This window comes from Povalibacter uvarum (assembly GCF_014202975.1).
GTDB classification, from domain to species: domain Bacteria; phylum Pseudomonadota; class Gammaproteobacteria; order Steroidobacterales; family Steroidobacteraceae; genus Steroidobacter; species Steroidobacter uvarum.
Genome location: NZ_JACHHZ010000004.1, coordinates 83,077 through 107,383, shown reverse-complemented (window position 1 = coordinate 107,383; position 24,307 = coordinate 83,077). Strand labels below are relative to the sequence as shown.

Genomic DNA, 24,307 nt, shown 5'->3' with positions numbered 1-24,307 from the left:
GAATCTCAAACTGCAGCGGTGCGTGCCGGGCGCTCACGCAATCCGATGAACAAGCCCGCGCCAAGCAGCGTCGTACCCGCAAGCACGTACAGGCCCGCCTGCGATGATGCGAGCGCCTGCTCGGTGAAAGCCTTGACGTTGGGCGCGAAGAATCCGCCGAGCGATCCCAGCGAGTTGATGAGTGCAATTCCTCCGGCAGCAGCCACCCCGCCGAGGTAACCCGTTGGGAAACTCCAGAACAGCGGCTGCACAGCAATGAATCCCGCCGCCGCGAGGCAAAGTGCGGTCAGCGACAGCAGCGGCGAAGAGGAAGCGACTGACATGGCGATTCCCGCCGCGCTCACGGCGAGCGTCACTGCCGCAATCATTGCTGTATTCCTGCCCTGCTTCGCCCATTGCGGGACAAGGTAGACAGCGATGAGCGCGCACATCCACGGAATCGAGGTGACGAGACCCACTTTGATGCCAACCTGTTCGCCGACCAATGCGGCAACCTGGGAAGGCAGGAAGAACACGACTCCGTAGACACTCATCTGGATCAGGAAATAGATCGCGGACAGGAAGAGCACACGCATGTTGGTCAGCACGGAGAGAAGATCCTGCGGACCGTGGGCCACTTTGTGACGATCCTCGGCCAGCACGGCCTTGCCGAGTGCCGTGCGTTGCCCGGGCGTCAGCCACCGCGCATCCTCGGGGCGATCGTCCAGGTACCAGAACGCCCACACGCCAACGATGCTCGCAAGCAGTCCTTCGATGAGGAACATCCACTGCCAGCCATGCATGCCGGCAAAGCCGTGCATCTCCAGCAGCATTCCGGAAAGCGGACCGCCGAAGATGAACGCCAGCGGTGCTCCGAAGTAGAAGAAGCCGATGGCCCGCGTTCGCGCGTACGCCGGAAACCACTGCGACAGAAAATAGATCACGCCCGGAAAGAATCCGGCCTCGGCAACGCCGAGGAGAAACCGCAGAGCATAGAACGAGATCTCCCCCTGCACGGCGACCATGGCGGCCGATATCAGGCCCCAGGTCACCATGATCCGGCACATCCACACGCGCGCGCCGAAGCGATGCATGAGCAGGTTGCTCGGCACCTCGAAGAGCGAATACCCAAGGAAGAAGATGCCGGCGCCGAACGCATAGGCCGCGTTCGACAAACCCGTGTCGGCCTTGAACGCGTGTTCGGCGAAACCGACGTTGGCACGATCGAGAAACGCCAACACGTACATCAGCAGCAGGAACGGCACGAGCCGGCGGATCGCCTTCTGAACGGCGCCGTCGAGTTCCGGATCGGCGTTCGAGAAGCGCGTGTCCATTGCCGCTCGACGCAGTGTCAGGGAACGAACGGCACCGTGATGCCGGCGGTCGACGGAGCCACGCTGTAGCGAACGCTGAGAGTCTCGCCCGCTTTCACAGGCCGAGGCGGAGTCAGCGTACCGATGCTGATCAGGTCGCCGGCCTTGAGAGCGCCGCCCTGCTGCTTCAGGCCGTCACGTGCCGCGAGCACGATCTCGAGCGGATCGCCGAGAGTTTCACGTGCGATGCCGCGAGCGTGTACAGCGCCTTCTGCCGCACCGGTCACCGTGACTTCCGCGGTCAGATTCGCGAGTCCGTCAAACCCGGTCCGCGTCTGCTGCAGCGGAATCTCTGCGCCGAGCACACCGAGGCGCGCATTCACATTGAGCGCAACGAGCTGACCCAGGCTGGGCTTCACCGAGCCGGCATAGTTGAGATCCGGCACCTCGATGAACGGACGGAATCCGCGCAAGTGTCGATAGGCTTCCTCACGCGTGCGAGCGTCGTTGATGCCTGAGTCTTTCACAACGAGGATGAAATCGGCTTCGGAGACGAGAGCGATCCCGTCGCTTGCGGCAATGGCACTGCCTTCCGTCACCAGCATCTTCTGCCGCAGCTGACCGACGACGGGCGCGGATGCCGCATACGTCTTGCGAGCCGCAGCGGTGTAAACGCCAACTTTGTACCCAACGACGGGCCCGAGCGACTCCGCCATGCGGTCCATGAACCTCGACTGGAAGCAGAGAGCTCTATCGAGGTCGAGATCGTCGAGCGCCGGTAGCGCTTGTTGCTGTTGCCAAGACGTTGCGACTCGCTCGACTCGCGGATCGTCGTCGCAAGCGATCGCGGCGGACGTGGAAGCAAGGAACAGCAGCAGAACTTTCATCGGTATGCCTTGGGATCGAGCGGTCAATGCCGAACGGCCGCGACATCGAGCGAACCTGCTGACGGCTCCGCGGTCAGTTCGCTGTTCGGATCGATGAATATCCATGCCGCGGCACCCACCATCGCCAGCGCTGCCGTGAACAGGAAGGAAGCCGACCAGCCGTAGCCGTTGGCAATTACTGGAGTCAGAGATGCAACCACTGCGCCGCCGAGCTGGCCGCCCATGTTCATCACGCCGGCGACCGAGCCCGCCGAGGAACGACCCAGGTCGGCCGACAGGGTCCAGAAGGCGCTTTGCGCGAGGTACAGCGACCCTGACCCCGCAGCGAGCACGAGACTTGCGACGCGTGCGTCGGCAACTTGGGTCGCAAGCGCAACGAAGATCGCGGCGCATGCCATGCCGATTCCAGCAACCGCACAGCGCCCGATACGACGACCGTGTCGTGCCGCGAGCTTGTCGGAAATCAGTCCGCCGAACGGCGATGCGAGCGCCATGGCAATGAACGGGAGCATCCCGTACAGGCCGCTCGACTTCAGATCGAGACCGCGCACCGTCGAGAGATAGACGAAGAACCACGAGAAAAAGATGTAGGCGACGTATCCGAAGCAGAAGTAGCTCACGGTCAGCAGCACGACCTGGCGATTGCCGATGATCGTGCGCCATGAGGCGATCTGCTCGCCGCCGCTGCTGGTTGCGGTGGCCGGCATGCCTGCCTGGATGTAGTCGAGTTCAGGCTTCCTCATGAGGAAGTGCCTGGCCGGCGAGTCCCGCACCATGAGCAGCCACACGACCAGCGCGACGACGCCGATCGCGGCGCTGGCCATGAACGCCCAGCGCCAGCTGTGTTCCAGCATGATCGTCGTAATGAGCGGCGGTGCGATGCCCGCGCCGAGACCGACGCCCGCGAAAACCAGTCCGTTGGCGAGACCCCGCTCCTTCGACGGGATCCAGTTCGCGACGAGCCGGTTGCTCGCCGGGAAAATCACCGACTCGCCGATCCCGAGAAGGAACCGGACGGCGAGGAGCGTCGCGAAGGCACCCGCGAATGTCGACGGAATCATCGCCGTGGCCGCGGTGAGCACGCTCCACAGGAAAATGCCGATCGCGATCGTCCGATACGCGCCGTAGCGATCAGCGATGCGTCCCGCGATCGGCTGCGTCACCGCATACCCAAGCACAAAGGCGCTGAACACGAAGCCCAGCTGGACATCGGTCAGCGCAAGGTCGTGCTTGAGGAGCGAGGCAGCGATCGAAATGTTGCTGCGGTCCAGGTAAGCGACGGCGGCGATGGCGAGCACGATGCCCACCATCAGCCACCGGACCTTGCCTGGTTTGGCCGCAGCTCCGTCCGCTTGGGTCATTCGGAGGCCCCTCCCGGACGCAGGATCAGATCGGACCGTCGGACTCGAAGTACCAGCCCCAGCCCGGTTCGCGCGGCGGATGCATGTAGATGCCCTCCGGTCCGCGCGTGATGCCGTAGCGCTCTTCGAACATGTCGTAGACCTGCTTCGGTCCGCCCGGCGGCGGCATGAAGAGCTCGCACCACGGTGCGTTCACGGTGGCGATGGTGAAGTGGCTTGCACCGTTCAAGCCGCCAGCGTGCGGAATGACGGGAATGTCGTACGCCGATGCAAGCGCGCCGATCTTCCGCAGTTCGGTGAGACCACCGCACCAGGCAAGGTCCGGCTGCCAGATCTGCGCGCCGTTGACCTGCAGCAGTCGACGGAAGCCGTAGCGACCGTACTCGTGCTCGCCGGTGACGATGCGAGTCGACTTGATTGCCTCGTTGAGGCGACCGAAGCCTTCGTAGTCGTGCGGCTGCAGCACCTCTTCCATCCAGTAGACGCGATACGGCTCGAGCATCTCGGCCATTTCGATCGTGTAACGCTCGGTCCAAGCCATCCAGCAGTCCAGCATGATTTCGCCGTCAGGGCCGAGCGCCTTGCGTGCGCGCTCCACGAGCCTGGCGTTCTCGCGCATGCCTTCACGGCCGCTCGCCGGCCCATGTGGCATCGCGAGTTTCAGCTTCGTGTAGCCGAACTTCACGTGATGTTCGATATCGTTGCCTGTGCAGTACGCGGGAACGCGGTCCTTCGTTTCGCCGCCGATGAGATCGTACACGGGCAGGTTCAGCGCCTTGCCGATGATGTCCCAGAGTGCGTTGTCGAAGCCGCTCAGTGCGTTGAACACCACGCCTGCACGTCCATACGACATGGTTGCGCGCCAGCAGATGTCCCAGTTGCGTTCGATGTCGAAGGGATCGCGACCCATCATCAGCTTGGCGAGATGGCCGGTCACGATCGGGCCGCCGCCCGGGCCTCCCTGTCCGAGGCCGGTAATGCCCTTGTCGGTCGTAACCTCGACCGTGAAGCTGTCGACGTTCGTGGCCTGAAACAGGCTGCGCGTCGGTTTGTATTCGGGATAGATCGAAACGGGGTTCGCGACTTCGACGCCCTGCGTGGACCAGGAGCCCGCCGACGGCGTGTACTTGGGGAGCGGATTCTTTTCCTTCGTCTTCACCAGGCGGATGCCGGTGATCTTCAGTTTCGACTTTTCCTGAGCCCACGCCAGCGGCGGCAGCGTCACTGAAGCCATGGCGCCCGCGGCGAGTCCGGCGCGTTGCAGGAATGAACGTCTTTTCATCTCTTGATCCCCCGATACAGGTGAAAGCTGCGAATCGGTCAGCGCGAATCGTTGTTGGTGGTGTGCGCCGCGCCGTCCCGAGGACGGCGCGGCGTCCGTGCCTCAGAAGCGGAATCTCACGCCCGCAGTGTAGGAACGTCCCGCAATGTCATACAGAGTGCGATTCCCCAGACTGCTGCCCGAGATAAGGATGCCTGGGGTCATCGGGAAATCCCTGTCTGCGAGGTTGTTCACCGTGAAGAACAGCTGCGAGTTGGTTTCGTCGCCCATGCTGTACGTCGCCGTCAGGTCGATGTACGTGATCGACGGGACGTGGTTCTCGCTCAGATCCGTCGGCGTCTTGGTGTTGTCGTACTTGCCCGAGCCGATGTAGCGAGCCTGCGCGTAGAGCGAGAGCGGCCCGCCCTCCAGCTGGGCGGACAGCACGCCGCTCCATTCCGGTGTGCTGTTGATGCCGATGTCGCCCGCCAGCTCGAGCTTCGGTGCGCCCTGCACCTGCGTATCGAACTTGTCGAGGTAGTTGGCCAGCAACCGGAAGGTCAGCGAACCCGCACCGAGCGAGAGCACGTTGTCGAGCGGGAGCGAGTAAGCCGCTTCGGTATCGATACCGCTGGTTGCGCGCTCTGCGACGTTCAGCCAGGGGATGCGCACGCGCGAGATTGCGCCGTTGGCATCGCGCTGGATGAACTGGCACAGCTCGGTCGCACCGGCGTAGCACAGATCGACTTCCTGCTGTGCCGACAATGTGGCGATCGCGTCCGCGATCTTGATGTCGTACCAGTCCACCGACAGGCTGAACCCCGGCATGAAGTCCGGCTCGAGCACGAAGCCGAGCACGATGGTGTCCGCTTCTTCCGGCAACAGATTGGTGTTGCCGATGTTGCCGGTCAGTGCCGTGCCGGTCGCACCGTTACGCGCCGGATCGACGATGCTCGCGGTTCCCTGGCTGGAGCCCTGGAACAGTTCGCCGAGGGTGGGAGCCCGGATGTCGCGCGAACGCGTTGCGCGCAGGCGATAGCCGGAAACCGGCTCCCACACCACGCCCGCCTTCCACGTCGTCACGCCGCCGCTCGTGCTGTAGTCGGTGTAGCGCACGGCGGCGTTCACGGTGAGCGCCTCCGCAAACGTCACACCGGACAGCAACGGCAGGTCGATTTCGCCGAAAGCCTCGCTGACGTCGTATTCGCCCGCCGACGGCTGGGGATTGGTGCGCTCGAAGCCGCCGAGCGTGTTGATGAGGCCGGGCGGATAGCCCTGAATGCCAACGCCTGTGCGAATACGCTGCGAGATCGGATCGGTCCACTGATCGAACTGCTCTTTGCGATAGCCGGCGCCGAAGGCGACACCGATCTCGCCGCCTGGCAGCTGGCCGACGCGGCCGAGCACGGTCGCTTCGACCACATCCTGCTTCACGGTCACGTCCTGAATCGCCGTGCCGTTGACGTACGCGCGCGAAGCTTCGGAGGGCGCGCCGACACCGAAGATGTTCATCGGCACGCAGCCGTTGGTCGGATCGGTGATCGTCGAACGGCAGACGATCTTGCCGTTGGACCAGACAGCATCGACGGCCCGGTACAGGTTGTCGGAGATCGGATCCTCGAGCGTCTTGAACACGGAGTGGTTCTGGCCGTGCTGGTAGTAGGCGCGGTAGCTCCAGTTCTCGCCGAACGTGCCTTCGAGACCGCCGACGTAGCGCTGCGTTTCGCTCGTGCCGTCGAGATGCGGAATCGCGATGTCCGGGCTGATACGGCCGACAGTCACCTGGTTAATCGGTGCCGCCGGGTCGTTCATGATCGCTGCGGTCGCGGCCGGGAGATACGCGTTGTCGCGGAAGATCGTGAACGCGGTGGCGCTGAGCTCGAACGTGGGCAAGCTGTTGTAGCTCACCTCGTTGCGCGCGAGGTTGGTTTCGACGAACACCGACAGGTTGTCGTTGACGTCGAAGCTGAGATGACCGAACCCGACGGCGCGCGTCTGCGCCGGCTGCAGGACGAGCAGGAGGCTCGGATTCCAGCTGCCGCCGCCAGCCATCAGCGTCGAAGTCAGCAGATCACCGTACTGGAACTGCTGCGGCTGACCATCGGGGCCAAAGGTCGTGCCGCGCAAAGCGGTGTTGGTGATCAAACCGCCGGGTGCGGCGACCGACGAGTAGGGATCCTGTACGACGATCTGGCGCGGATTGGTCGGAGATGCCGGATTCGCCGCGGTGACGTTCGGATTCGGGATGGCTCCCGTGCCGTGATAGGCCCAGTCGCGACGATCGTTGGTCTCCACACCCTTGCTGTCGTAGTACTCGAGACTGCCGATGAAGTGCAGCCGGTCATCCATGAAGCCCGTGCCACCCGCGATCGAGAGTTTGTAGTTCTCGTTGTCGTTGTAGTCGCTGATGCCGTACTGGGCCGAGGTCTTCAGTCCCTGGAACTTGGTGTCGAGGCGGTAGTTGACGACGCCTGCCACTGCATCGGAGCCGTATGCGGCCGAGGCGCCGCCCGTCACGACTTCGACGGACTTCACGAGCGCCTCGGGCATGATCGCGACGTCGACGCTGCCGGCGGATGTCGCCGATACGACGCGGCGGCCATCGAGCAGGACGAGCGTGCGCTGAACCCCGAGGCCGCGGAGGTTCAGATAGGCCGCGGCGTTGTTGCCCGTCGTGCCTGTGCCCTGGCTCGTGACGCTGGGCGATCCTTTGAACACCGGCAACTGAATGAGCGCTTCGGTAAGCGTTCTCGGCGCCGCCATCGCCAACTGCTCACCGGAGGCTACCGTCAGCGGCGTGGGGGACGACGTGTTGTCGGTAGACAGCAGTGAGCCGGTGACGACGACGGTTTCGAGTTTTTCGCCGTCCGCGCCCGCGGGCGCGTCCTGAGAGAAGACTGTGACAGGCAGCGCTGATGCGGCTGTGAACCCAAGCGCTGACAATAAGAGCCGGCAGCGATCGCTGGATTGCGGGCCCCTGATCGACCGTTTCATGCAAACCCCCTGGTTGGTTGTGGTCTGGCGCGGCGTGCCTCACGGCATCGACCGTCGGGTCCCTCCGTTGTCGCTCTACATATTTTCAATCCCACTATATGAGACGCTATCTCATATAAAGAACATAGTCAATGCCTGCCACCGATCGGGCGGTAGGCATTTTCCGATCAGAAAGTCGTGCGGCCTCCCGAGATGTCGAAGGTCGCGCCGGTGGAGAACGAGCACTCTTCGCTGGCGAGCCAGCACACGAGGGCGACGCTTTCCTCGACATCGCCGAGGCGCCCCATCGGAATCTTGGAGCGCATGTACTCGACCTGGCTTTGAGGCAACTGCGAAAGGATCGGGCTTTCGAACGTCGCGGGCGTGATGCAGTTGACCAGCACATTGCGCGTCGCGAGCTCTTTGCCCAGCGACTTGGTGAGGCCGATCACGCCGGCCTTCGACGCCGAGTACGCGGAGGCGTTGGGATTGCCCTCCTTGCCCGCCACGGATGCCACGTTGACGATCCGCCCGTACCCGTTGCGCACCAGCATCGGCACGATTTCGCGGCAGCAGTAGAAGAGACCATTGAGATTGACGTCGATCACGCGTTGCCAGCTCTCGATCGGAAATTCGTCAACAGGCCGCGTCGCGCCGGTGATCCCCGCGCTGCCGATGAGAATGTCGACCTTGCCGAGCGCGTCATGCGTCGTTTGCGCTGCCCGGCTGACCGCTTGCGGATCGGAGACATCCAGCACCACCACGTGATCTGCACCGACGGCGCCCTTCGCTTCCCGAAGCACATCCGCATTGATGTCCCACAGGGAAACGCGCCCGCCCTCGCGCACGATGCGGCTTGCGGTCCTGAGACCCAATCCGGAAGCCCCGCCGGTTACGATTGCGGTTCGCCCGGCAAATCGATTAGGGAAAAAGCTCACGGGGCAACTCCTGCTGCGGCCCAGCCGACGATCCGCTGCTGCTGAATACCGAGTTTTTCTATGCCGAGGCGCACGCTGTCGCCGGCACGCAGAAAGCGAGGCGGCTGCTTTCCCATGCCCACGCCGGGCGGTGTGCCCGTGGTGATGATGTCGCCGGGAAGCAGGACGACGAACCGGCTGAGGTAGCTCACCAGCGTCGCGACACCGAAGATCATCGTTCGCGTATTGCCGTGCTGCTCGCGCTCGCCGTTGACCTCGAGCCAGAGATCGAGCTGTTGCGGATCCGGAATCTCATCGCGCGTGACGAGCCACGGCCCGACCGGGCCGAAGGTCGCGCAACCCTTGCCCTTGTCCCAGGAACCGCCGCGCTCGAGCTGGTACTCGCGCTCGCTGACGTCGTGGACTACGCAATAGCCGGCGACGCAGTCCATCGCGGCGCTTTCCTCGACATAGGAAGCGCGCTTGCCGATGACGATCCCGAGCTCGACTTCCCAGTCGGTCTTCACGGAGTCGCGCGGAATCATCACGTCGTCATTCGGCCCCTGCAGGCAGCTCACGGCCTTGGTGAAAACGACGGGCTCCTTCGGGATCGCCATGTTCGATTCGGCGGCGTGATCGGCATAGTTGAGACCGATTGCGATGAACTGCCGCGTCCCCGTGAACGGCAGGCCGTACCGCACCGGCCCCTGGACGACCGGCAGGGTCGACGGATCGATGGACCGGAGTTTTGCGAGGCCCTCCGCTGTAATATTCGCGGCCGTCAGGTCATCGAAATGGGCCGACAGGCTCCGCAGCGTGCCGGTCGCATCGACGAGGCCAGGCTGTTCGTTCCCCCGCGGTCCGTAGCGACAGAGTTTCATGGCGTGATGGGATGACCTTGTTCGAATAGTCCCGATATATGAGATAGCATTTCTATATGAGAAACAACTCACGGTCAATAGAGGCCTCCGCGAAGGCGGCAAAGCCGTCCGCGGCGCCGGCTGGCAGCCAGACGCTGCTGCGCGGTCTCGATTTGCTGGAAGCAGTGACGGCGGGGCCGGTGGCCCTGGCGGAGTTGTCGACGATGCTTCAGTTGAATCGCAGCACGGTGCACCGGCTGGCGTCGGCGCTGGTCGATCGGGGCTACCTGAAGTTCGTGCCGCGCGAGGGCTACATGCTCGGCGCGAAGCTGCTGGAGCTGGGGTACTCCGCCCGGCAGCAGATCGATCTGCCGAGAGTCGCCCGGCCAGTGCTCGAGAAGCTCGCGGAACAGACGGAGGACACGGTCCACCTCGGACTTCTCGACGGCAACAAGGCGCTCTACGTCGACAAGATCCCGGGGAGGCGACGCATTGATATCAGCTCACGCGTGGGCGAACGCCACCCGCTGTGCTCGACGGGCCTGGGCAAAGCTCTGCTGCTCGACAGTTCCCGAGATGAATGGCGAGCTCACTTCGAAGCCGAAGCGGGGCGAGGTCATCATCCCGCCGGCAAATTCCAAGAGTGGGTCGACAACATGCGAACGTATGCCGCGGGCGGTTACTCGTTCGATCTCGAAGAGAATGAAGACCGGATTCGCTGCGTCGGCGCACCGGTGCGGGACGAATCCGGCCGGATCGTCGCCGCGATCAGCGTCGCGAGCGTCGCCCAATACATGGACGACGCCCGGATGAACGAACTGATCGGCACTGTCACGAGCGCCGCCGACGAAATCAGCAAGGAGCTGGGCTGGGTGCCCGTGCCGAGGGGAAAGAAGAAGTAGGCGACTCAGCTCCGCCTCATCCACTCCGGGTCCGGCAGTTCGTGGAATGCGTGCCGGAGACTCTCGCTCCAGCGCGTGCGGATCATCCTGAAGTAGTCGTGATCCTCGTTGATGCTCACGTGGCTCTGCACGCGCAGACCGTCGCGATGAATACTCAGCAGATCCAGCGGCAACCCAACCGACAGGTTGGAGCGGATCGTCGAATCCATCGAGATCAACGCGCATTTCGCGGCCTGCGCGACGCTGGTGCTGCGACTTACGACACGATCTAGGATCGGTTTGCCGTACTTCGACTCGCCGATCTGAAAGTACGGCGTGTCCGGCGTCGCCTCGATGAAGTTGCCGGCGGCGTAGATGCAGAAGAGCCGCGGCGGTTCACGCCCGATCTGGCCGCCGAAGACCAGCGACGCATTGAACTCGATGTTGTGATCCTTGAGCGCCTCTGCATCGTACCGATGCACTTCACGCAGCGTGTCACCCACATGCCGGGCAGCGGCGAACATGTCCTGAGCCGTGAACAGGCTGTCGCCGTCCGTAGCGAGCGTCTTGTTGCGCAGTGAGTTGTTCAGCGCCTGCGAGATCGCGAGGTTCCCCGCGCTCATGAGCACCATCACGCGTTCGCCGGGCTTCTCGAATACGGAGATCTTCCGGAAGGTGCTGATCTGGTCGACGCCTGCATTCGTCCTCGAATCCGCGAGAAACACCATTCCCGCATCGAGCAGGATGCCTACGCAATAAGTCATTGGGATTCCGCCTTTGGAATTGCCTTCAGAACTCGCTTCACTTCACTGCTGCGCGGACGCCGCCACGATCACCGCCACCTGCATCTCTTCAGGACCGCCGCCCCTGCGAACGCCCCGGACAGGACACGCATCCAGATAGTCGCGACCGACGGCGAGCCTGCAGTGGCGACCGCCAACGAAGGTTCGATGCGTCACATCGATCGGGATCCAGCCGTGATCCGGGCCCAGCCAGGCATCAGCCCAGGCGTGACTCGCGACTTCGCCATCTTTTCCAGTGTAGACGTAGCCACTGACGTAGCGCGCTGGAATGCCACTGGCGCGACAGCATGCGATGAACACATGCGCATGATCCTGGCAGACCCCTTTGCCGCGGCTGAAGGCGCGAGCGGCGGATTCGTGCACGTCCGTTGCGCCGCTTTCGTAGCCAATCGTGTCGCTCACGGCGTTCGCCAATCGCAGCAGCCCCGCCCTTCGATCGCCCGATCGCGGCATGCGCTCGACTGCAAACTCCTGGAGCGCCGCGTCGGCGCGAGTGAGATTCGTCTCGGCCAGATACGTGAGCGGCGACAGCTTACCCTCGTTCGGCATCGGCTCGCCTTCGGTGTCCTGCGTCTCGACGATGCCTTGCACGACGATGCGAATCTCCCGATGCGGCTCATCGAGCGTGAGCAGATGCACGACGTTGCCGTACGCGTCGATCTGTTCATGCTGACGTCCCGGCGCACTGATGCTCCAGTCGAGCGCCCGCTGCACCGGATCGCGCCGCGGCGTGAGCCGCAGGTTCTGAACGCTGCGCTTCACGGGCTCGCCGTAGCGATAGAGCGTTTCGTGGCGGATATGCAGTTGCATGCTCAGGACCTCAATCGAAGAAGGAAGATTTTCCACGGGGAGCACGGGTATCACGGGGCAAGGAAGATCGATCACTCCGACCCCGTGTTTCCCCGTGCACCCGTGGAAATTCCGATTCCGGCTCTCAATCCGCGGACGAGACAAGGAAGTCGCGAGAGACGCGCTCGCCCAGGTCGCGCGTGCGCCCCATGAACTGCACGAGATACTCGTGCAGACCCAGTTCGAAAATGTGTTCGATGCGCCCGAAGAGCAGCGAGGCATGCAGTTCGCCTGCGCGGCGTTCCGTCTCGGCGGATTGCGAGTTACGCACCGCGGTCAGATGTGTGTAGACCTGAGAAACACAGCGATGCAGCGATCGCGGCATGTCAGCTCTGAGCACCAGCAATTCGGCAACGCGACGCGGCGTGATGAGATCGCGATAGACGCGGCGATAGATCTCGAACGCAGACACGGAGTTGAGCAGCGCGCCCCACTGATAGTAGTCGGCAGCGCCGCCGGCCTTCTCGCCTCGCGGCAGCAACAAGTGATACTTCACATCGAGAATCCGGGCGGTGCTGTCCGAGCGTTCGAGGTAAGTACCCAGCCAGGTGAAATGCCACGCTTCGTCGCGAAGCATCGTGCCCTGCACGACGCCGCGGGTCAGGTGCGATCGATACTTTACCCACTCGAAGAAGTTGCCGACCTCCGCTTCCGACGAAGGACGCATGCCAGCGACACGCATCTCGAGCCACGTCGCGTTGATGCTCTCCCAGATCTCCGACGTCAGCGTGCCTCGCACTGCGCGAGCGTTCTCACGCGCGGCTCGAACGCAGCTGTAGATGCTCATCGGGTTGTCGCGATCGAATACGAGGAACGCGATCGCGTTCGCTGGCGTCACCGCGCCGTAGCGCTGCTTGAATGCATCCATCAATCCGATGATGGTGAGCGTCGCGATCCAGCCTTGCTCGACGATCTCGGATCCCTGCGGGAGCAGTGACATCCGGTAGTTCACCTCGAGCATGCGCGCGAGATTCTCGGCACGCTCGGTGTAGCGCGCCATCCAGTAGAGGTGATCGGCGGTGCGACTCAGCATCGATTATTTTTCCAGCACCCACGTATCTTTCGTGCCGCCGCCCTGGGACGAGTTCACGACCAGCGATCCTTCGCGCAGCGCCACTCGCGTCAATCCACCCGGCACGAGCGTGACCTCGCTGCCCGACAGAACGAACGGGCGCAGATCGAGGTGTCGCGGCGCGATGCCCTGATCGACGAAGGTGGGACAAGCCGAAAGCGAGAGTGTCGGCTGGGCGATGTACTTCTCGGGATTGCGCAGGATTCGCTGCCGGAACTCTTCGATCTGCGCCGTCGTCGCGGCGGGGCCGATGAGCATTCCGTAGCCGCCGGCGCCGTGGACTTCCTTCACGACGAGCTCATTCAGATGGGCGAGCGTGTAGTCGAGATCTTCCTTGCGCCTGAGCACGTACGTCGGCACGTTCGACAGCAGCGGCTCTTCGCCGAGATAGAAGCGGATCATCTCCGGCACGTAGGGATAGATCGACTTGTCGTCGGCGACACCGGTGCCGATCGCGTTCGCGATCGTGACTCGTCCCGCACGATACGCGGACAAGAGACCAGGAACGCCCAGCATCGTGTCGGGACGAAACGCGAGCGGATCGAGAAAATCGTCGTCGATGCGTCGATAGATCACATCGACACGCTGGGGACCGCGCGTCGTACGCATATAGAGGAACTCGTCTTCGACGTAGAGATCCTGGCCTTCGACGAGTTCGATGCCCATCTGCTGCGCGAGAAACGCGTGCTCGAAGTACGCGCTGTTATAGGCGCCCGGTGTGAGCAGCACGACCGTCGGATCGTTCACGCCATGCGGCGCTACGCTGCGCAGATTCTCGAGCAGAAGGTCGGGATAGTGCTCGACGGGCGCGATCGAGTGCTGCGCGAACAGCTCGGGAAACAATCGCATCATCATGCGGCGGTCTTCGAGCATGTACGACACGCCGGACGGAACGCGCAGGTTGTCTTCGAGCACGTAGAACTCGCCGCGCCCCGCGCGCACGACGTCGATACCGGCGATATGCGCGTAGATCGAGCCGGGAACATCGACGCCCTGCATCTCCGGACGATATTGCCCGTTGCACAGGACCTGCTCGGCCGGAATGCGGCCCGCCGCGAGGATGTTCTGGTCGTGGTAGATGTCAGCGATGAACGCGTTGAGAGCGCGCACGCGCTGGCGCAGGCCGGCGGCGAGGTGCTGCCACTCCTGCGCGGGAATGATCCGGGGAACGATGTCGAACGGGATCAGCCGTTCGGTGCCCGCCTCTTCGCCGTAAACCGCGAAGGTGATGCCGACGCGGTGAAAGAGGGAGTCGGCTTCCGTGCGTTTCTGGGCCACCCGATCCTTCGGGGTCCGGTCGAGCCATGACGAGAACGTCCGGTAGTGCTCACGAACACTCCCGTCTTCCGCATGCATTTCATCGTAGGGCTTGACCGCTGGCATCCCCGATCCCGGTTCTCAAGGCAACGAAACCGGAGGGAGCGAAAAGCGTGCCAGCGAGAAATCAGTGCATTTTCAGCACGGCAGCGCCGCCGGAGGTCATCGCGTCGCCCCGGATGAGGGCGGGGCGGCACGATATTGGTGCAGAGGTTTTGACTACGGGAACTGAATCTTCCCGCCGCCGCGCGGACCGCCGGCCATGTTCGGGGGGAGTCCGCCCTGGGGCACGACGAGCTGCGAAGCCTGCTGGCGGCGCATTTCCTGGATCTGCTGCACCGTTCGCTCGATTGCTGCATTCGCGGCGGCCCCGAACCCTTCCACGGCCTTGTCGAGCGTTTCACCCGGCAATTCGAAGCTCAGGGGGACAGGTCCCATGTTGGTCATGATCTCGGCCTGCCCGATGAACAGCGTCGGACGGGCAGTATCCGGCGAACCGTCGCGCTTAACCGGGGTGAGGCGGCGCAGGGCTCCAACGCGGCGATCCGTAAACATTTCTTCCCGGTACAGCGCATCGGCATCCATCTGCGCGTCGTCGCGTTCGTCGGCCATGAGATCCTCGAAAGTTATGTCAGTTGGCGGGGCATTGAAGCAGCCCCTTACCCCTACATCAAGGCAAGTTGCTGCTCTTCAACCGGGGACCGGCTGGTTACAATACAGACCCGTTTCTTTTGTCCCCGACGTGTCATGCAGGAAACCGACAACCCGTTCTCTGAAGCCTTCGGCAAGGCCGTGGACCTCGGGAACCGCATCGCCGATACCGACCAGAAGGCCGACATCTGGGATATTGCCGATGGATTGCTTGCGGGGGCCGTCCAGTATTGGCTCTACTCCCGTCAGCCGTGTTCGGACCCCGAGTGCGAAGAATGCCTGCCGATCAGCACGGCGGAAGGAAGGCTCGAGGAGTTGCGCAAGCTGATGAAGCAGTTCGCCGCCGAGAGCGAGTACTTTCATTCGCCGACCGACCGCAACGTGGGCCGGGCCTGAAAAATACGAGGTTTCGAAACGCCCGGCCAGGCAGTCGTGCCGGGGACAAAGTCAATGCGTTTTTTACCGGCGGGAACGTGAAAAAAATTCTTCTCGCGCAGGTACTTGATTGGCAATGACGTGCTCGCGCAACAGCCGGAAGCGCCCGTCTTTTGAGACGTAGCGCACACCACGCTGAGAGCGACGCACTCCACACTTTCTCCCCCATCGGGTCCACGAGGGCCACTGGCGGAGGCGTACATGGGGTTGCTCAGGAACTTGAAGCTGCGTAATCGCGCCTATGTCTGCGCCTACAACTCGTTCCGGTTCGCCGCGCGGTTGCGTGGCGACCTCAGCGAATTCGCGCCCTCGATCGCCGAGACGATCCAGAGCGTCGGTGACGAGCTCGCCTCTCTCGCGCGCGACTCCTGCCCGGCCGAGGCGGATCGTCGGCAATTGATCGATGGTCTCGAAGGCGCCCTCCGCGCGCTCGGTCTTTCCGATGCCGCCCAGGTCCACATCGTTTCGCAGCTCGCGCCACGCATCATGGCCGGTGAACCCGCGAGCGCCACGCGCGAAGCGTGGACACGAATGGCTGTCTGAGGCCTCGTCACGCGATCACTCGATCGAAGTGATCACAGCGGAATATGTCTCCTTCTGGCGTCATCACATCATCACTCGGTCACCGCTTCGTTTTCTTGATAAGACATAACCCCATTAACAACTTAGCCGCGCCACTGTCGCAACATTACGTGTCTGCTGAAGCCGACTTGAACGCTTGACTTATCCCGCCGCGCTGCCAAAGAATTGATCTGTGCCAAGGGCAAACTCGCCGAAAGGCGAGGACGCAAAACTACCGGTCTAACGGAAGTCATTTCCCAAGACAGCGGGGTTGCCACGAACCGCAGGACGAATGCGGTTGAATCAGCGACGCAATCGGTCGAGTCGGTGAGAATCCGTTTCTTCATCGTCCTCGCCCGAAAAAAAAATCTCGGGCGCGCTGACGTGACACCATGAGTGTGTAAGCGCATACACGCACTCTCCCCCGCCGGAATGACTCTCGCTTGTGACCGTAGCTGCCTGCGGTCTGGCTGCATTGCGTTGGGGAAGAACAAGTGGAAGAGAACACCAGCAAGGTCTTCGTGGGGCGCAATGGCGCGGCATTCGCCGATCCGTTGCTCGCGCCGGTTGCATCCGCAACGCCCGCCACTTCCCTCTTCGTGATCAACTTGTGCGCTTCGATCGCGCCCGTCCAGACCAACGGCAAGACCATCCCCGGTTTCGAAACGTACAAGCTCTATCAGGTCGCCCGCTCCGAGGACGGCCGCACACGCCATCGCCTGCGCCTGGGTTTTTTCACGAGCGAGGCTGACGCGGAACGCGTACTCGCTGCAGTACGCGACAACTATCCGACTGCTTTCGTCGCGTGCTTGTCGGATGACGATCGCCGCTTCGCTCGCGGATTCCTGCCGGACACCGAAACCACGGCGACGTGGAAGCGACCGGTCGGTCTCGCCGAGAAACCCGCGGCTGCGCCGAAGCCCGTCGTCGTCAAGCCCGCACCGCCTGCGCCGGCTCCGACGCCCGCGAAGCCCGCTGCCGTGGTTGCGCCTACGCCAGCGCCTGTGAAGCCTGCTGCTGCCGCTGCTCCCGCACCGAAGCCCGCTCCCGCTCCTGTTGCGGCGGCGCCGGTCAAGGCCGCGCCTCCTCCCGCACCACCCGCGCCGACACCGGTCGTCGAGATGGAAATGGAGTGGCTCGACGAACCCGCGGCTGCGAAAGGAACGGCGTCGCCAGCGAAAGCTTCTTCGCCTGCCGACGATCTCGCCGCAATCGAACTGTCGTGGGATCCGCCTGCGCTCCAGGCGCCGAAGCCGGCTGCTCGAGTCATCGCCGTCACCAAGACGGATGCAGTCATCAAGGCAACGCCCGCGCAGACGCCGGCCAAGCCTGCCGCTCCGGCACCGGAAGCGAAGAAGCCGGCACTGAAGGCGCCGGAGACTCCAATCGCATTCACGCTCTCTGACCCAGAGCCCGCGAAGCCCGCTGCGCCCACGCCTGCCGCCGGTCCCGCTCAACCGTTCCACGTCGGCAAGGGCGTCGAGATTCCTTCCGTGTCGCTGAGCCTGGAATCGACGGGCATTCAGCCTGGACCCGCTGCCGCCAAGGCACCGGCACCCGCGCCCCAGAAGACAACTCCCGCTGCGGCAAAGGAAGCACCTCGCAAGGCTGCTGCTCCCACGGCACCCGTCACGCCCGCAGTCGCAAAGACTCCGGCGGCTGCTCCGAGCGTTCCGGAGAAGCGCCCCGCCGCGCCAGCGATCGCTGCGTCGGCGAACCGCAACGGACCTACGCCAGAGCTCGACAGCACGCAGACCATTCGTGCACTCACGAGCGCCGAATTGAACGACGACTCGCAGGAGAAGTGGTTCTCCATCCAGCTCGTCGTCTCCGAGCGCCCCGTGAATCTCGATGCGATGCCGCACCTCGACATCTTCGAGGCGTATCGCGTCTACTCGATCGCCAACGCCGGCAGCGGCAAGATCGTTTACTCGCTGCGCCTGGGCTTCTTCCGCGAGGAAGTCTCCGCTGAGGCTGTCACCGGCTACCTGCGTACGTTCTTCCCCTCGCCCACAGTCATTCGCATCAGCGCAGCGGAGCAGTCGCGTTTCAAAGATGCGCCCGCGCCGAAGGCCACAGCCGTCGCTGCATCCAAGAACGAAGGCAAGATCATCGAGCTCACCCAGGCCCGCGATCGCAAGCCCAACATTCCGACGGTTACGATGGAAGTCACCGATCGCAGCCCGACCGGCGCGTTCAATCCGAACGCCACGGGCTCGTTCAATCCCAACGGGACCGGCGCGTTCAACCCGAATGCCACCGGTTCGTTCAAGCCGAACGCAACGGGATCATTCAGAGTGGATGCGAGCGGCAAGCACAAGGCGCTCAAGCCCGCTGCAAAGAACGGCGCGCCGGCAACGAAGCGTTCGCCGCCGCTGAGCAAGACTTCGGCGACGGGCAGGCACAAGGCGCTGCAGCCCAAGAAGAGCCTGAATGAACAGCTGCTCGACGAAGCACGCGATGTGCATCTGTCGGAAAGCGCGATCCGCAAGCTGCCGAAGAACGACTCGCTGCTGTCGCGCCTCGTCGGCAAGCTGACGAAGTAATCGAACTCCCGGGGCCCTCGGCCTCGGGCTTCCTCACTGCAGAAGCTTCCATCGACTTCGCGTCGTGCGCTTGGCCGCGCGCGGCCCTGTCCGGCAAACTCGCCCGTCCCTTTTACAGCGAGCGCTTGCCATGGACTTTCGAACCGCCGACCTCTGCGACCAGTTCAGCGACGACATCGAAGTCTGCGAGCCGCTCTTTCGCAGCTATGGCGGCCGTGCGCGGTTCGCGGGTCGCATCGCCACCATCAAGTGCTTCGAAGACAACTCGCGCGTCCGTGAGCTTGTGAAGGAACCTGGCGACGGCCGCGTGCTGGTCGTCGATGCAGGCGGTTCAATGCGTCGGGCAGTGTTGGGCGACATGCTCGCGCAGAGCGCTGTCGATCAGGGCTGGAGCGGCGTCATCATCTTCGGCTGCATCCGCGATTCGGCGGCCATCGCCCAGATGCCGCTCGGCGTGCACGCACTGGGCACGCTCCCCATGAAGACCGACAAGCGCGGCGAAGGCCAGCGCGATCTCGTCGTGCGGTTTGCCGGAGCGACGTTCCGCCCGGGAGAGTGGGTATACGCGGATGAGGACGGAATCATCGTCGCCAGACGGTCGCTGGTCTGAGGAGGAGAGAAGATTTTCCACGGGGAGCACGGGGCGAACACGCGGCCCATGCGAGTTCTGAAACACTCACTGCACACGCCGCACCCACGCGGACGTCATTTTTTCCAATCCCCGGTGGTCGCCCCGTGCTCCCCGTGGAAATCTTCCGTCTTCGCGAAGCCGGGACCTGAAGTGAAAATCACTCGCAGCTGCGGTGCAAAGTTTGTCTTACGTGCGCATGACGCGTACCAACAATCGTCGCGAGGCGGGCTAGAATCGCGGCAGCCAGCCATCCGCCAGCTCAAAAGAGGTTTCGTCATGAGCGATTCACCGCTTGATCGCCGCACCCTGCTGAAGTCCGCCATCGCCGGACTCGTTGCCCTTCCCTGCGCAGGACTCGTGCGCGAAGCAGAGGCAGCGGACGCGCCCCACCTGGATGAGAAGGATCCTCTCGCTGTCGCGATGGGTTACGTGCATGACGCGAAGAAAGTCGACGCCAGCAAGGTGCCGCAGTACAAGCCGGGCAGCTTCTGCCACAACTGCGTGCAGCTCGTCGGCAAGGAAGGGGACGAATGGCGTCCCTGCAACCTGTTCCCTGGCAAGCTCGTCGACAAGGACGGCTGGTGCAAGGTATGGGTGTTGAAGCCGGGCGCGAAAGTGGGATGAGATGAGTCAGTGATGCGGTGATGACTTCATCACCGCATCACATCGTCTTACAGCCTCAACCTTTCCCCGTACCCCGTCAGCTCCAGATAGCCCCGTCCAATCGCTCGGCCCTCCTCCATAGCCGTCACTGCTCCCTCCCAGTAGATCGTCCCTGTGCTGCCGCGCGTATCGCTCTCCTGATCATCCATCAGCGGCTGCAGGCGAATCGTGCGATCGCCGATGCGAACTGCCCATTCGATCGGGTATTCGATACCCGTGCGCGGTGAGCGCCATTGCCGCTGCGGCTGCCACTCGATCTCCTGCGGCTCGAACGTCGTCGTCCCCGATGGCGTTCGCAAAGTGCCGAACGCCCAGCGCGACACACCGTGCTGATCGCGCATGCGCGACACCATGAGCGCACCGCCGTCGTCGAGATTGATGCCGATCCAGTCCCACCCGTAGGTCTGCGGATCGAGGAATGCGGTCGACCATTCGTGGTCGAGCCACGCCCGGCCACGCACCGCCTCCTTGCGACCGCTGATCTCGATCTGGCCCTTCACTTCGAGCTGCGGAAGGCTGTAGTAGTGACTCGCGTTCGAAGTCTCCGGCCCCTTCTGACTGAAGCCCGCTTTGCCGTGCAGGAGCGGCTGCGCGGAAGCGCGCAGGTCGAGCTGCAGCGAGAAGCCTTCAGCGATCGCCACAGCGCGATAGTCGCTGCCGTCGACGCGACGCAGCGACCACTCGTCGAGCACGACGTCCAGATCCCCTTCCCTCGACTCGGCGAGCCCAAAGCCCGCGCGCGCCGAACGCTCTCCGCGAAGCAATTTTCCGGTTCGCGGATCACTCAAGGCAGCGTGCGCAAACAGCACCTGCTTCGCGGCGAACCGCGACGGGTTGCCTTCCTGTGTGCCGGGTCGCGTCCGGAAGAACGTGATCTGAAACCCCACCGGCGATCCGGCGGATGTTTCGAGCCACCCCGTGACATACCACCATTCCGTCCGGAACCGCGGATGACTCCCCTCATCACGCGGAAATTCGATGACGTAGGCGGGATCGACGACAGGATAAGCCGGCTGCGCGCTGGCGGTGACGCCAGCGAACAGGACGAACAGCAATGCGAGTACGCGATTCATTCCTACCAATCTTCCTTCACCGCCGCGATCACGTCGCCTCTCATCGCCTGGCGACCGCTCACGACGGCGATGACGGCGCCGGCGGCGATCAGCGCGCTGCTGAGAATCCCGAGCAGGCCAAACGGAACATAGAGATCCATGCTCCAGTGGAACGACTGGCGATTCACGACATAGATGAGAATCAGACTGACGCAGGCACCAGTGATCAAGCCGACGAGCACACCGAGCGCGCCCAGCCCCGCGCCTTCGATCGCCAGCGTGGACGCGATCTGCTGTCGCGTGAGTCCGATGTGACGCAGCACGCCGAACTCGCGGCGTCGGGCGAGCACTTGCGCACTCGTGCCCGCACTGATGCCGAACAAGCCAATGAGGATCGCGATGCACTCGAGCGCATACGTCACGGCGAATGTCCGATCGAACGCCTGCAGCGACAACCGCCGCAGATCCTGCGGAATGCGCAGATCGTATTCGCTGCCCGCGGGCATTCGTTCCCTGATCTGACGCTGAACATCGTCGATCGACGCATCGGCCTTCAGCCAGATCCAGATCGTGTTGATTGCCCCGTCACCTGTCAGCGACTCGTAGGTCGCCCGATCCATGATCACGGCCCCGCGCGGGTGCTCGTAGTCGCGCCAGATTCCGCGGATGGACGCCGTCACTTTTCGACCGGCGAGCAGCAGATCGAACGTCGCATCCGGCCCGAGCCGAAGCTGGTCCGCAGCCGCCTCTGAAATCCAGACAGGAACGGCATTGGCTGCAACGGGCTGCTTCGCGACCGCTTCAAGCCACAGCACGCGCTCCGCGCTGGAAGCATCGACCTCACGCGCGATCACGGTCAACGGCTGTCCGCTGTCGATGGCATCCGCCACTGCAAAGCGACTGGTCTCGAGTCTCTCGATTCCTCCGATACCCCGTATCGATTCGAGGAGCGCCTGATCCAGGTGAGACGACTGCCCGATATAGCCGGAACGCAGATAGACATCGGCCGGCAGGATTCGCTGCACCCACAGATCGAGCGATGTGCGGAACGACGTGACCATGATCGCCATCGCGACCATGAGACTGAAACTCACGACGATGGCCGACACACTCAACGTGGCGTAGCGCGCCGTGCCGCGCAGATGCGCGATGGCGATCTCCCAGGGAACCGGCTTCAACGCCGGCGCATGAGCGAGAAGCGACCTGAGGATCGCCGGCATCGCCACGACGGTGCCGATGATCAGGAGCCCAATCGATACGTACCCGGGTAACGGCAGCCCCGCCACTGGCGGAAGGAACAACGTGATCGCTGCGAGCACGAACAGCGCAGCGATGAGAACGAAGTGCGAACGGACGTCGCCGCTCGTAACGTCGCCTGCCTTCAACGCCGTGGCTGTCGGCACGTTCGCTGCTTGCAATGCCGGCTGCAGCGTTCCGGCAACGGCAACGACGATACCGAGCGCGCAGAACGCGACTGCCTCGTGCCAATGGAATTCGAGCGCTGGCGCGCCGCCCCGGAAATACCCTGCGCCCAGATCGGTGCCTAGCGCAGTGAGCCCGAGCTGTGCGATCAGGAATCCACCGGCGATTCCCACCAGCGCTCCGGCCGCACCGATCGCGCCACCACCAACAAGCGCCATGAACAACTGTTCGCGCCGAGTTACGCCGAGCGCGTGAAGCAGCGCGAACTCCCGCCGTCGTCTCAGCGCGGCGAGCGACTGCGTCGAGTAGACGAAGAAACCTCCCGTGAAGAGCGCCACCAGCGCGAGTGCCGTCAGATTGGATCGATACGCTCGCGACAATCGCAGCGCATCGTCCGCTGCCTGCCCCGGCGTCACAACCCGAACGCCTTCCGGAAGCACCTGCGCAAGCGAGTCGCGCACCTGATCTACGTTCGCGCCAGGAGCGAGACGCAGATTGAGGCGCGAAAGCCTGCCGAGACGTTCGAACTGCCATTGCGCAGTGGCTATATCGATGATCGCCGCCCGATCTTCGAGCGCCGTCCGCGGCAGGATTGCCGCGACCTGGAATTCGCGCGGCTCCAGGCCCACCTGGAACTGCATTCTCTCGCCGACCTTCGCACCGAGCGTTCGCGCAGCGGAAGCGCTCAGGAAAATCGGTTCGCCATCGATCACCGGCGCCGACTCGGCTTTATCGCCGCCGCCCGCCGCCTGCGCGAATGCCGGCTGCAGTCGACGCGAACGGAACACATCCATGCCGAGCAGGGTCAGCACACCGCGCCTGCCGACCATGCGCGCTTCGATCTGCACCACAGGACTCGCCACTTCGACACCTGGCACGCGTGCGACGATCGGATACAGGCCTTCATCGAACCCGTCCCCCGTCGCTTCGACCGCCAGATCCGCCATGCCGAAGAGACTGCGCGCCGCGAGCGACACTTCATCGGCGGCGACACGATTGATCAGATAGATCGCGAATCCCAGCGCCACGCCCAGCGCGATGGCTACAACCGCGAGCGCTGTGCGGCCCGGCGCATGCCGCAACGGTCCGAAAACGCCAGCATCAAGAACCGCGGTGCCCGCCATCAAACTTTCGCCCTTTGCACCGACTGCTCGTGCAGTGTTCCCGCAGCGAGTCGGTACATACGATCTGTCGTTGCCGCGGCGACGGTCGAATGCGTCACCAGGATGCCGATGGCGTTGTCGCGCTTCAGCTGCGTTCGCAGTAACTGCAGGACTTCAGCGGCGGACTCAGCATCGAGATTGCCTGTCGGTTCGTCGGCAAGCACCAGCGTCGGCTTGTGCACGAGTGCACGCGCGACTGCGACTCGCTGCATCTCGCCACCTGACAACTTCAAGGGAAACTCGCTGCGGCGATCGATCAGCCCCACCGCGGTCAGCAACTCCTCGACTCGCTCGCGAGACGTGCGCTCATCGACACCGTTGAGCGCCAGCGGCAGCGCGACGTTGCGTTCGATCGTGAGATGCGGGAGCAGATGAAAGGCCTGGAATACGAACCCCATCCGGGCGCGACGTTGCAGCGTGCGGGCGGCGTCATCGAGCGAGAGCAGATCCTGGCCGTCGATCAGAACGCGGCCGGAGTCCGGCGTGTCGAGCCCGGCGATCAGGTTCAGCAGCGTGGACTTGCCGGAGCCCGACTCCCCCATGATGGCGACATAGTCGCCGGGGCCCGCCCGCAGCGACACGTCGCTCAGTACCTGGCGCGCGCTCATGCCGGGAAAGGCCTTCCGCAGGTTCTCGATTATCAGCATGGGCACCAGGGGGTTTAAGGGTTTCCAGCAGCAAGTGTAACCATGACTCACGTCGTGGCGTGC

Annotated in this window: 21 protein-coding genes and 1 riboswitch; of the genes, 6 read left to right on the top strand and 15 right to left on the bottom strand. The window is 63.5% G+C overall.

Features of this window, described 5'->3' with window-relative positions; translation table 11 throughout:
• Window positions 1-5: 5 nt before the first annotated feature.
• The 7 genes from HNQ60_RS16955 to HNQ60_RS16925 all read right to left on the bottom strand — a co-directional run bounded on the left by HNQ60_RS16955 (window position 6) and on the right by HNQ60_RS16925 (window position 9,572).
• Window positions 6-1,313: an MFS transporter gene (locus tag HNQ60_RS16955; protein WP_184333955.1), complete on the bottom strand. Its 1,308-nt coding sequence runs from the start codon at window positions 1,311-1,313 to the stop codon at window positions 6-8.
• 17 nt (window positions 1,314-1,330) lie between these two features.
• The gene (locus HNQ60_RS16950; RefSeq protein WP_184333954.1) at window positions 1,331-2,179 is read right to left on the bottom strand and encodes a 2-keto-4-pentenoate hydratase; all 849 of its coding nucleotides are present in this window, start codon (window positions 2,177-2,179) and stop codon (window positions 1,331-1,333) included.
• 23 nt (window positions 2,180-2,202) lie between these two features.
• Complete coding sequence (locus HNQ60_RS16945) at window positions 2,203-3,540, bottom strand: MFS transporter (RefSeq protein WP_184333953.1); 1,338 nt, start codon at window positions 3,538-3,540, stop codon at window positions 2,203-2,205.
• Between the two features lie 25 nt (window positions 3,541-3,565).
• Entirely contained in the window at window positions 3,566-4,822 is a 1,257-nt protein-coding gene (locus HNQ60_RS16940; RefSeq protein ID WP_184333952.1) for an enolase C-terminal domain-like protein, read from the bottom strand.
• Window positions 4,823-4,924: 102 nt separating this feature from the next.
• Window positions 4,925-7,795: a TonB-dependent receptor plug domain-containing protein gene (locus tag HNQ60_RS16935; RefSeq protein ID WP_184333951.1), complete on the bottom strand. Its 2,871-nt coding sequence runs from the start codon at window positions 7,793-7,795 to the stop codon at window positions 4,925-4,927.
• A 167-nt stretch (window positions 7,796-7,962) separates the two neighbouring features.
• Window positions 7,963-8,712: an SDR family NAD(P)-dependent oxidoreductase gene (locus HNQ60_RS16930; RefSeq protein WP_184333950.1), complete on the bottom strand. Its 750-nt coding sequence runs from the start codon at window positions 8,710-8,712 to the stop codon at window positions 7,963-7,965.
• Window positions 8,709-9,572, bottom strand: coding sequence for a fumarylacetoacetate hydrolase family protein (locus tag HNQ60_RS16925; protein WP_184333949.1), 864 nt, complete (start codon window positions 9,570-9,572; stop codon window positions 8,709-8,711). The genes HNQ60_RS16930 and HNQ60_RS16925 overlap by 4 nt, the downstream gene beginning before the upstream one ends.
• A 56-nt stretch (window positions 9,573-9,628) precedes the next feature.
• On the opposite strand from HNQ60_RS16925, the gene HNQ60_RS16920 reads away from it, so the two are divergent.
• Window positions 9,629-10,453 (top strand): IclR family transcriptional regulator, encoded by an 825-nt coding sequence (locus HNQ60_RS16920; protein WP_184333948.1) that lies wholly within the window; start codon window positions 9,629-9,631, stop codon window positions 10,451-10,453.
• Window positions 10,454-10,458: 5 nt separating this feature from the next.
• Here HNQ60_RS16920 and HNQ60_RS16915 read toward each other — a convergent pair whose 3' ends face one another.
• The 5 genes from HNQ60_RS16915 to HNQ60_RS16895 form a co-directional block, all read right to left on the bottom strand.
• Window positions 10,459-11,196, bottom strand: a complete 738-nt coding sequence (locus HNQ60_RS16915; protein WP_184333947.1) for a proteasome-type protease — start codon at window positions 11,194-11,196, stop codon at window positions 10,459-10,461.
• A 42-nt stretch (window positions 11,197-11,238) separates the two neighbouring features.
• The gene (locus HNQ60_RS16910) at window positions 11,239-12,045 is read right to left on the bottom strand and encodes a transglutaminase family protein (protein WP_184333946.1); all 807 of its coding nucleotides are present in this window, start codon (window positions 12,043-12,045) and stop codon (window positions 11,239-11,241) included.
• 124 nt (window positions 12,046-12,169) lie between these two features.
• Complete coding sequence (locus HNQ60_RS16905) at window positions 12,170-13,117, bottom strand: alpha-E domain-containing protein (RefSeq protein WP_184333945.1); 948 nt, start codon at window positions 13,115-13,117, stop codon at window positions 12,170-12,172.
• A 3-nt stretch (window positions 13,118-13,120) separates the two neighbouring features.
• Window positions 13,121-14,539 carry a circularly permuted type 2 ATP-grasp protein gene (locus tag HNQ60_RS16900; RefSeq protein WP_184333944.1) on the bottom strand — a complete coding sequence of 473 codons (1,419 nt, stop codon included), beginning with the start codon at window positions 14,537-14,539 and terminating at the stop codon, window positions 13,121-13,123.
• Between the two features lie 153 nt (window positions 14,540-14,692).
• A complete protein-coding gene (locus HNQ60_RS16895; protein WP_221304252.1) occupies window positions 14,693-15,085 on the bottom strand; it encodes a hypothetical protein in 393 nt (130 codons plus the stop codon).
• Window positions 15,086-15,220: 135 nt separating this feature from the next.
• Here HNQ60_RS16895 and HNQ60_RS16890 point away from each other — a divergent pair, with 135 nt between their 5' ends.
• The 5 genes from HNQ60_RS16890 to HNQ60_RS16870 all read left to right on the top strand — a co-directional run bounded on the left by HNQ60_RS16890 (window position 15,221) and on the right by HNQ60_RS16870 (window position 19,921).
• On the top strand, window positions 15,221-15,520 hold the full coding sequence (locus tag HNQ60_RS16890; RefSeq protein WP_184333943.1) for a hypothetical protein: 300 nt from the start codon (window positions 15,221-15,223) through the stop codon (window positions 15,518-15,520).
• Window positions 15,521-15,760: 240 nt separating this feature from the next.
• A complete protein-coding gene (locus HNQ60_RS16885; RefSeq protein ID WP_184333942.1) occupies window positions 15,761-16,102 on the top strand; it encodes a hypothetical protein in 342 nt (113 codons plus the stop codon).
• A 209-nt stretch (window positions 16,103-16,311) separates the two neighbouring features.
• Window positions 16,312-16,399: riboswitch (cyclic di-GMP riboswitch) on the top strand.
• A 215-nt stretch (window positions 16,400-16,614) separates the two neighbouring features.
• Window positions 16,615-18,666 (top strand): SPOR domain-containing protein, encoded by a 2,052-nt coding sequence (locus HNQ60_RS16880; RefSeq protein WP_184333941.1) that lies wholly within the window; start codon window positions 16,615-16,617, stop codon window positions 18,664-18,666.
• A 130-nt stretch (window positions 18,667-18,796) separates the two neighbouring features.
• Entirely contained in the window at window positions 18,797-19,276 is a 480-nt protein-coding gene (rraA, locus tag HNQ60_RS16875) for a ribonuclease E activity regulator RraA (protein WP_184333940.1), read from the top strand.
• Between the two features lie 297 nt (window positions 19,277-19,573).
• Window positions 19,574-19,921, top strand: coding sequence for a high-potential iron-sulfur protein (locus tag HNQ60_RS16870; RefSeq protein ID WP_184333939.1), 348 nt, complete (start codon window positions 19,574-19,576; stop codon window positions 19,919-19,921).
• Window positions 19,922-19,968: 47 nt separating this feature from the next.
• On the opposite strand, the gene HNQ60_RS16865 is transcribed toward HNQ60_RS16870, so the two are convergent.
• The 3 genes from HNQ60_RS16865 to HNQ60_RS16855 are packed head-to-tail and all read right to left on the bottom strand — an operon-like array spanning window position 19,969 to window position 24,205.
• Complete coding sequence (locus HNQ60_RS16865; protein ID WP_184333938.1) at window positions 19,969-21,033, bottom strand: lipocalin-like domain-containing protein; 1,065 nt, start codon at window positions 21,031-21,033, stop codon at window positions 19,969-19,971.
• 2 nt (window positions 21,034-21,035) lie between these two features.
• Window positions 21,036-23,558, bottom strand: coding sequence for an FtsX-like permease family protein (locus HNQ60_RS16860; protein WP_184333937.1), 2,523 nt, complete (start codon window positions 23,556-23,558; stop codon window positions 21,036-21,038).
• Window positions 23,558-24,205 (bottom strand): ABC transporter ATP-binding protein, encoded by a 648-nt coding sequence (locus HNQ60_RS16855; RefSeq protein ID WP_221304251.1) that lies wholly within the window; start codon window positions 24,203-24,205, stop codon window positions 23,558-23,560. Before HNQ60_RS16855 ends, HNQ60_RS16860 begins: the two co-directional genes overlap by 1 nt.
• Between the last annotated feature and the right edge of the window lie 102 nt (window positions 24,206-24,307).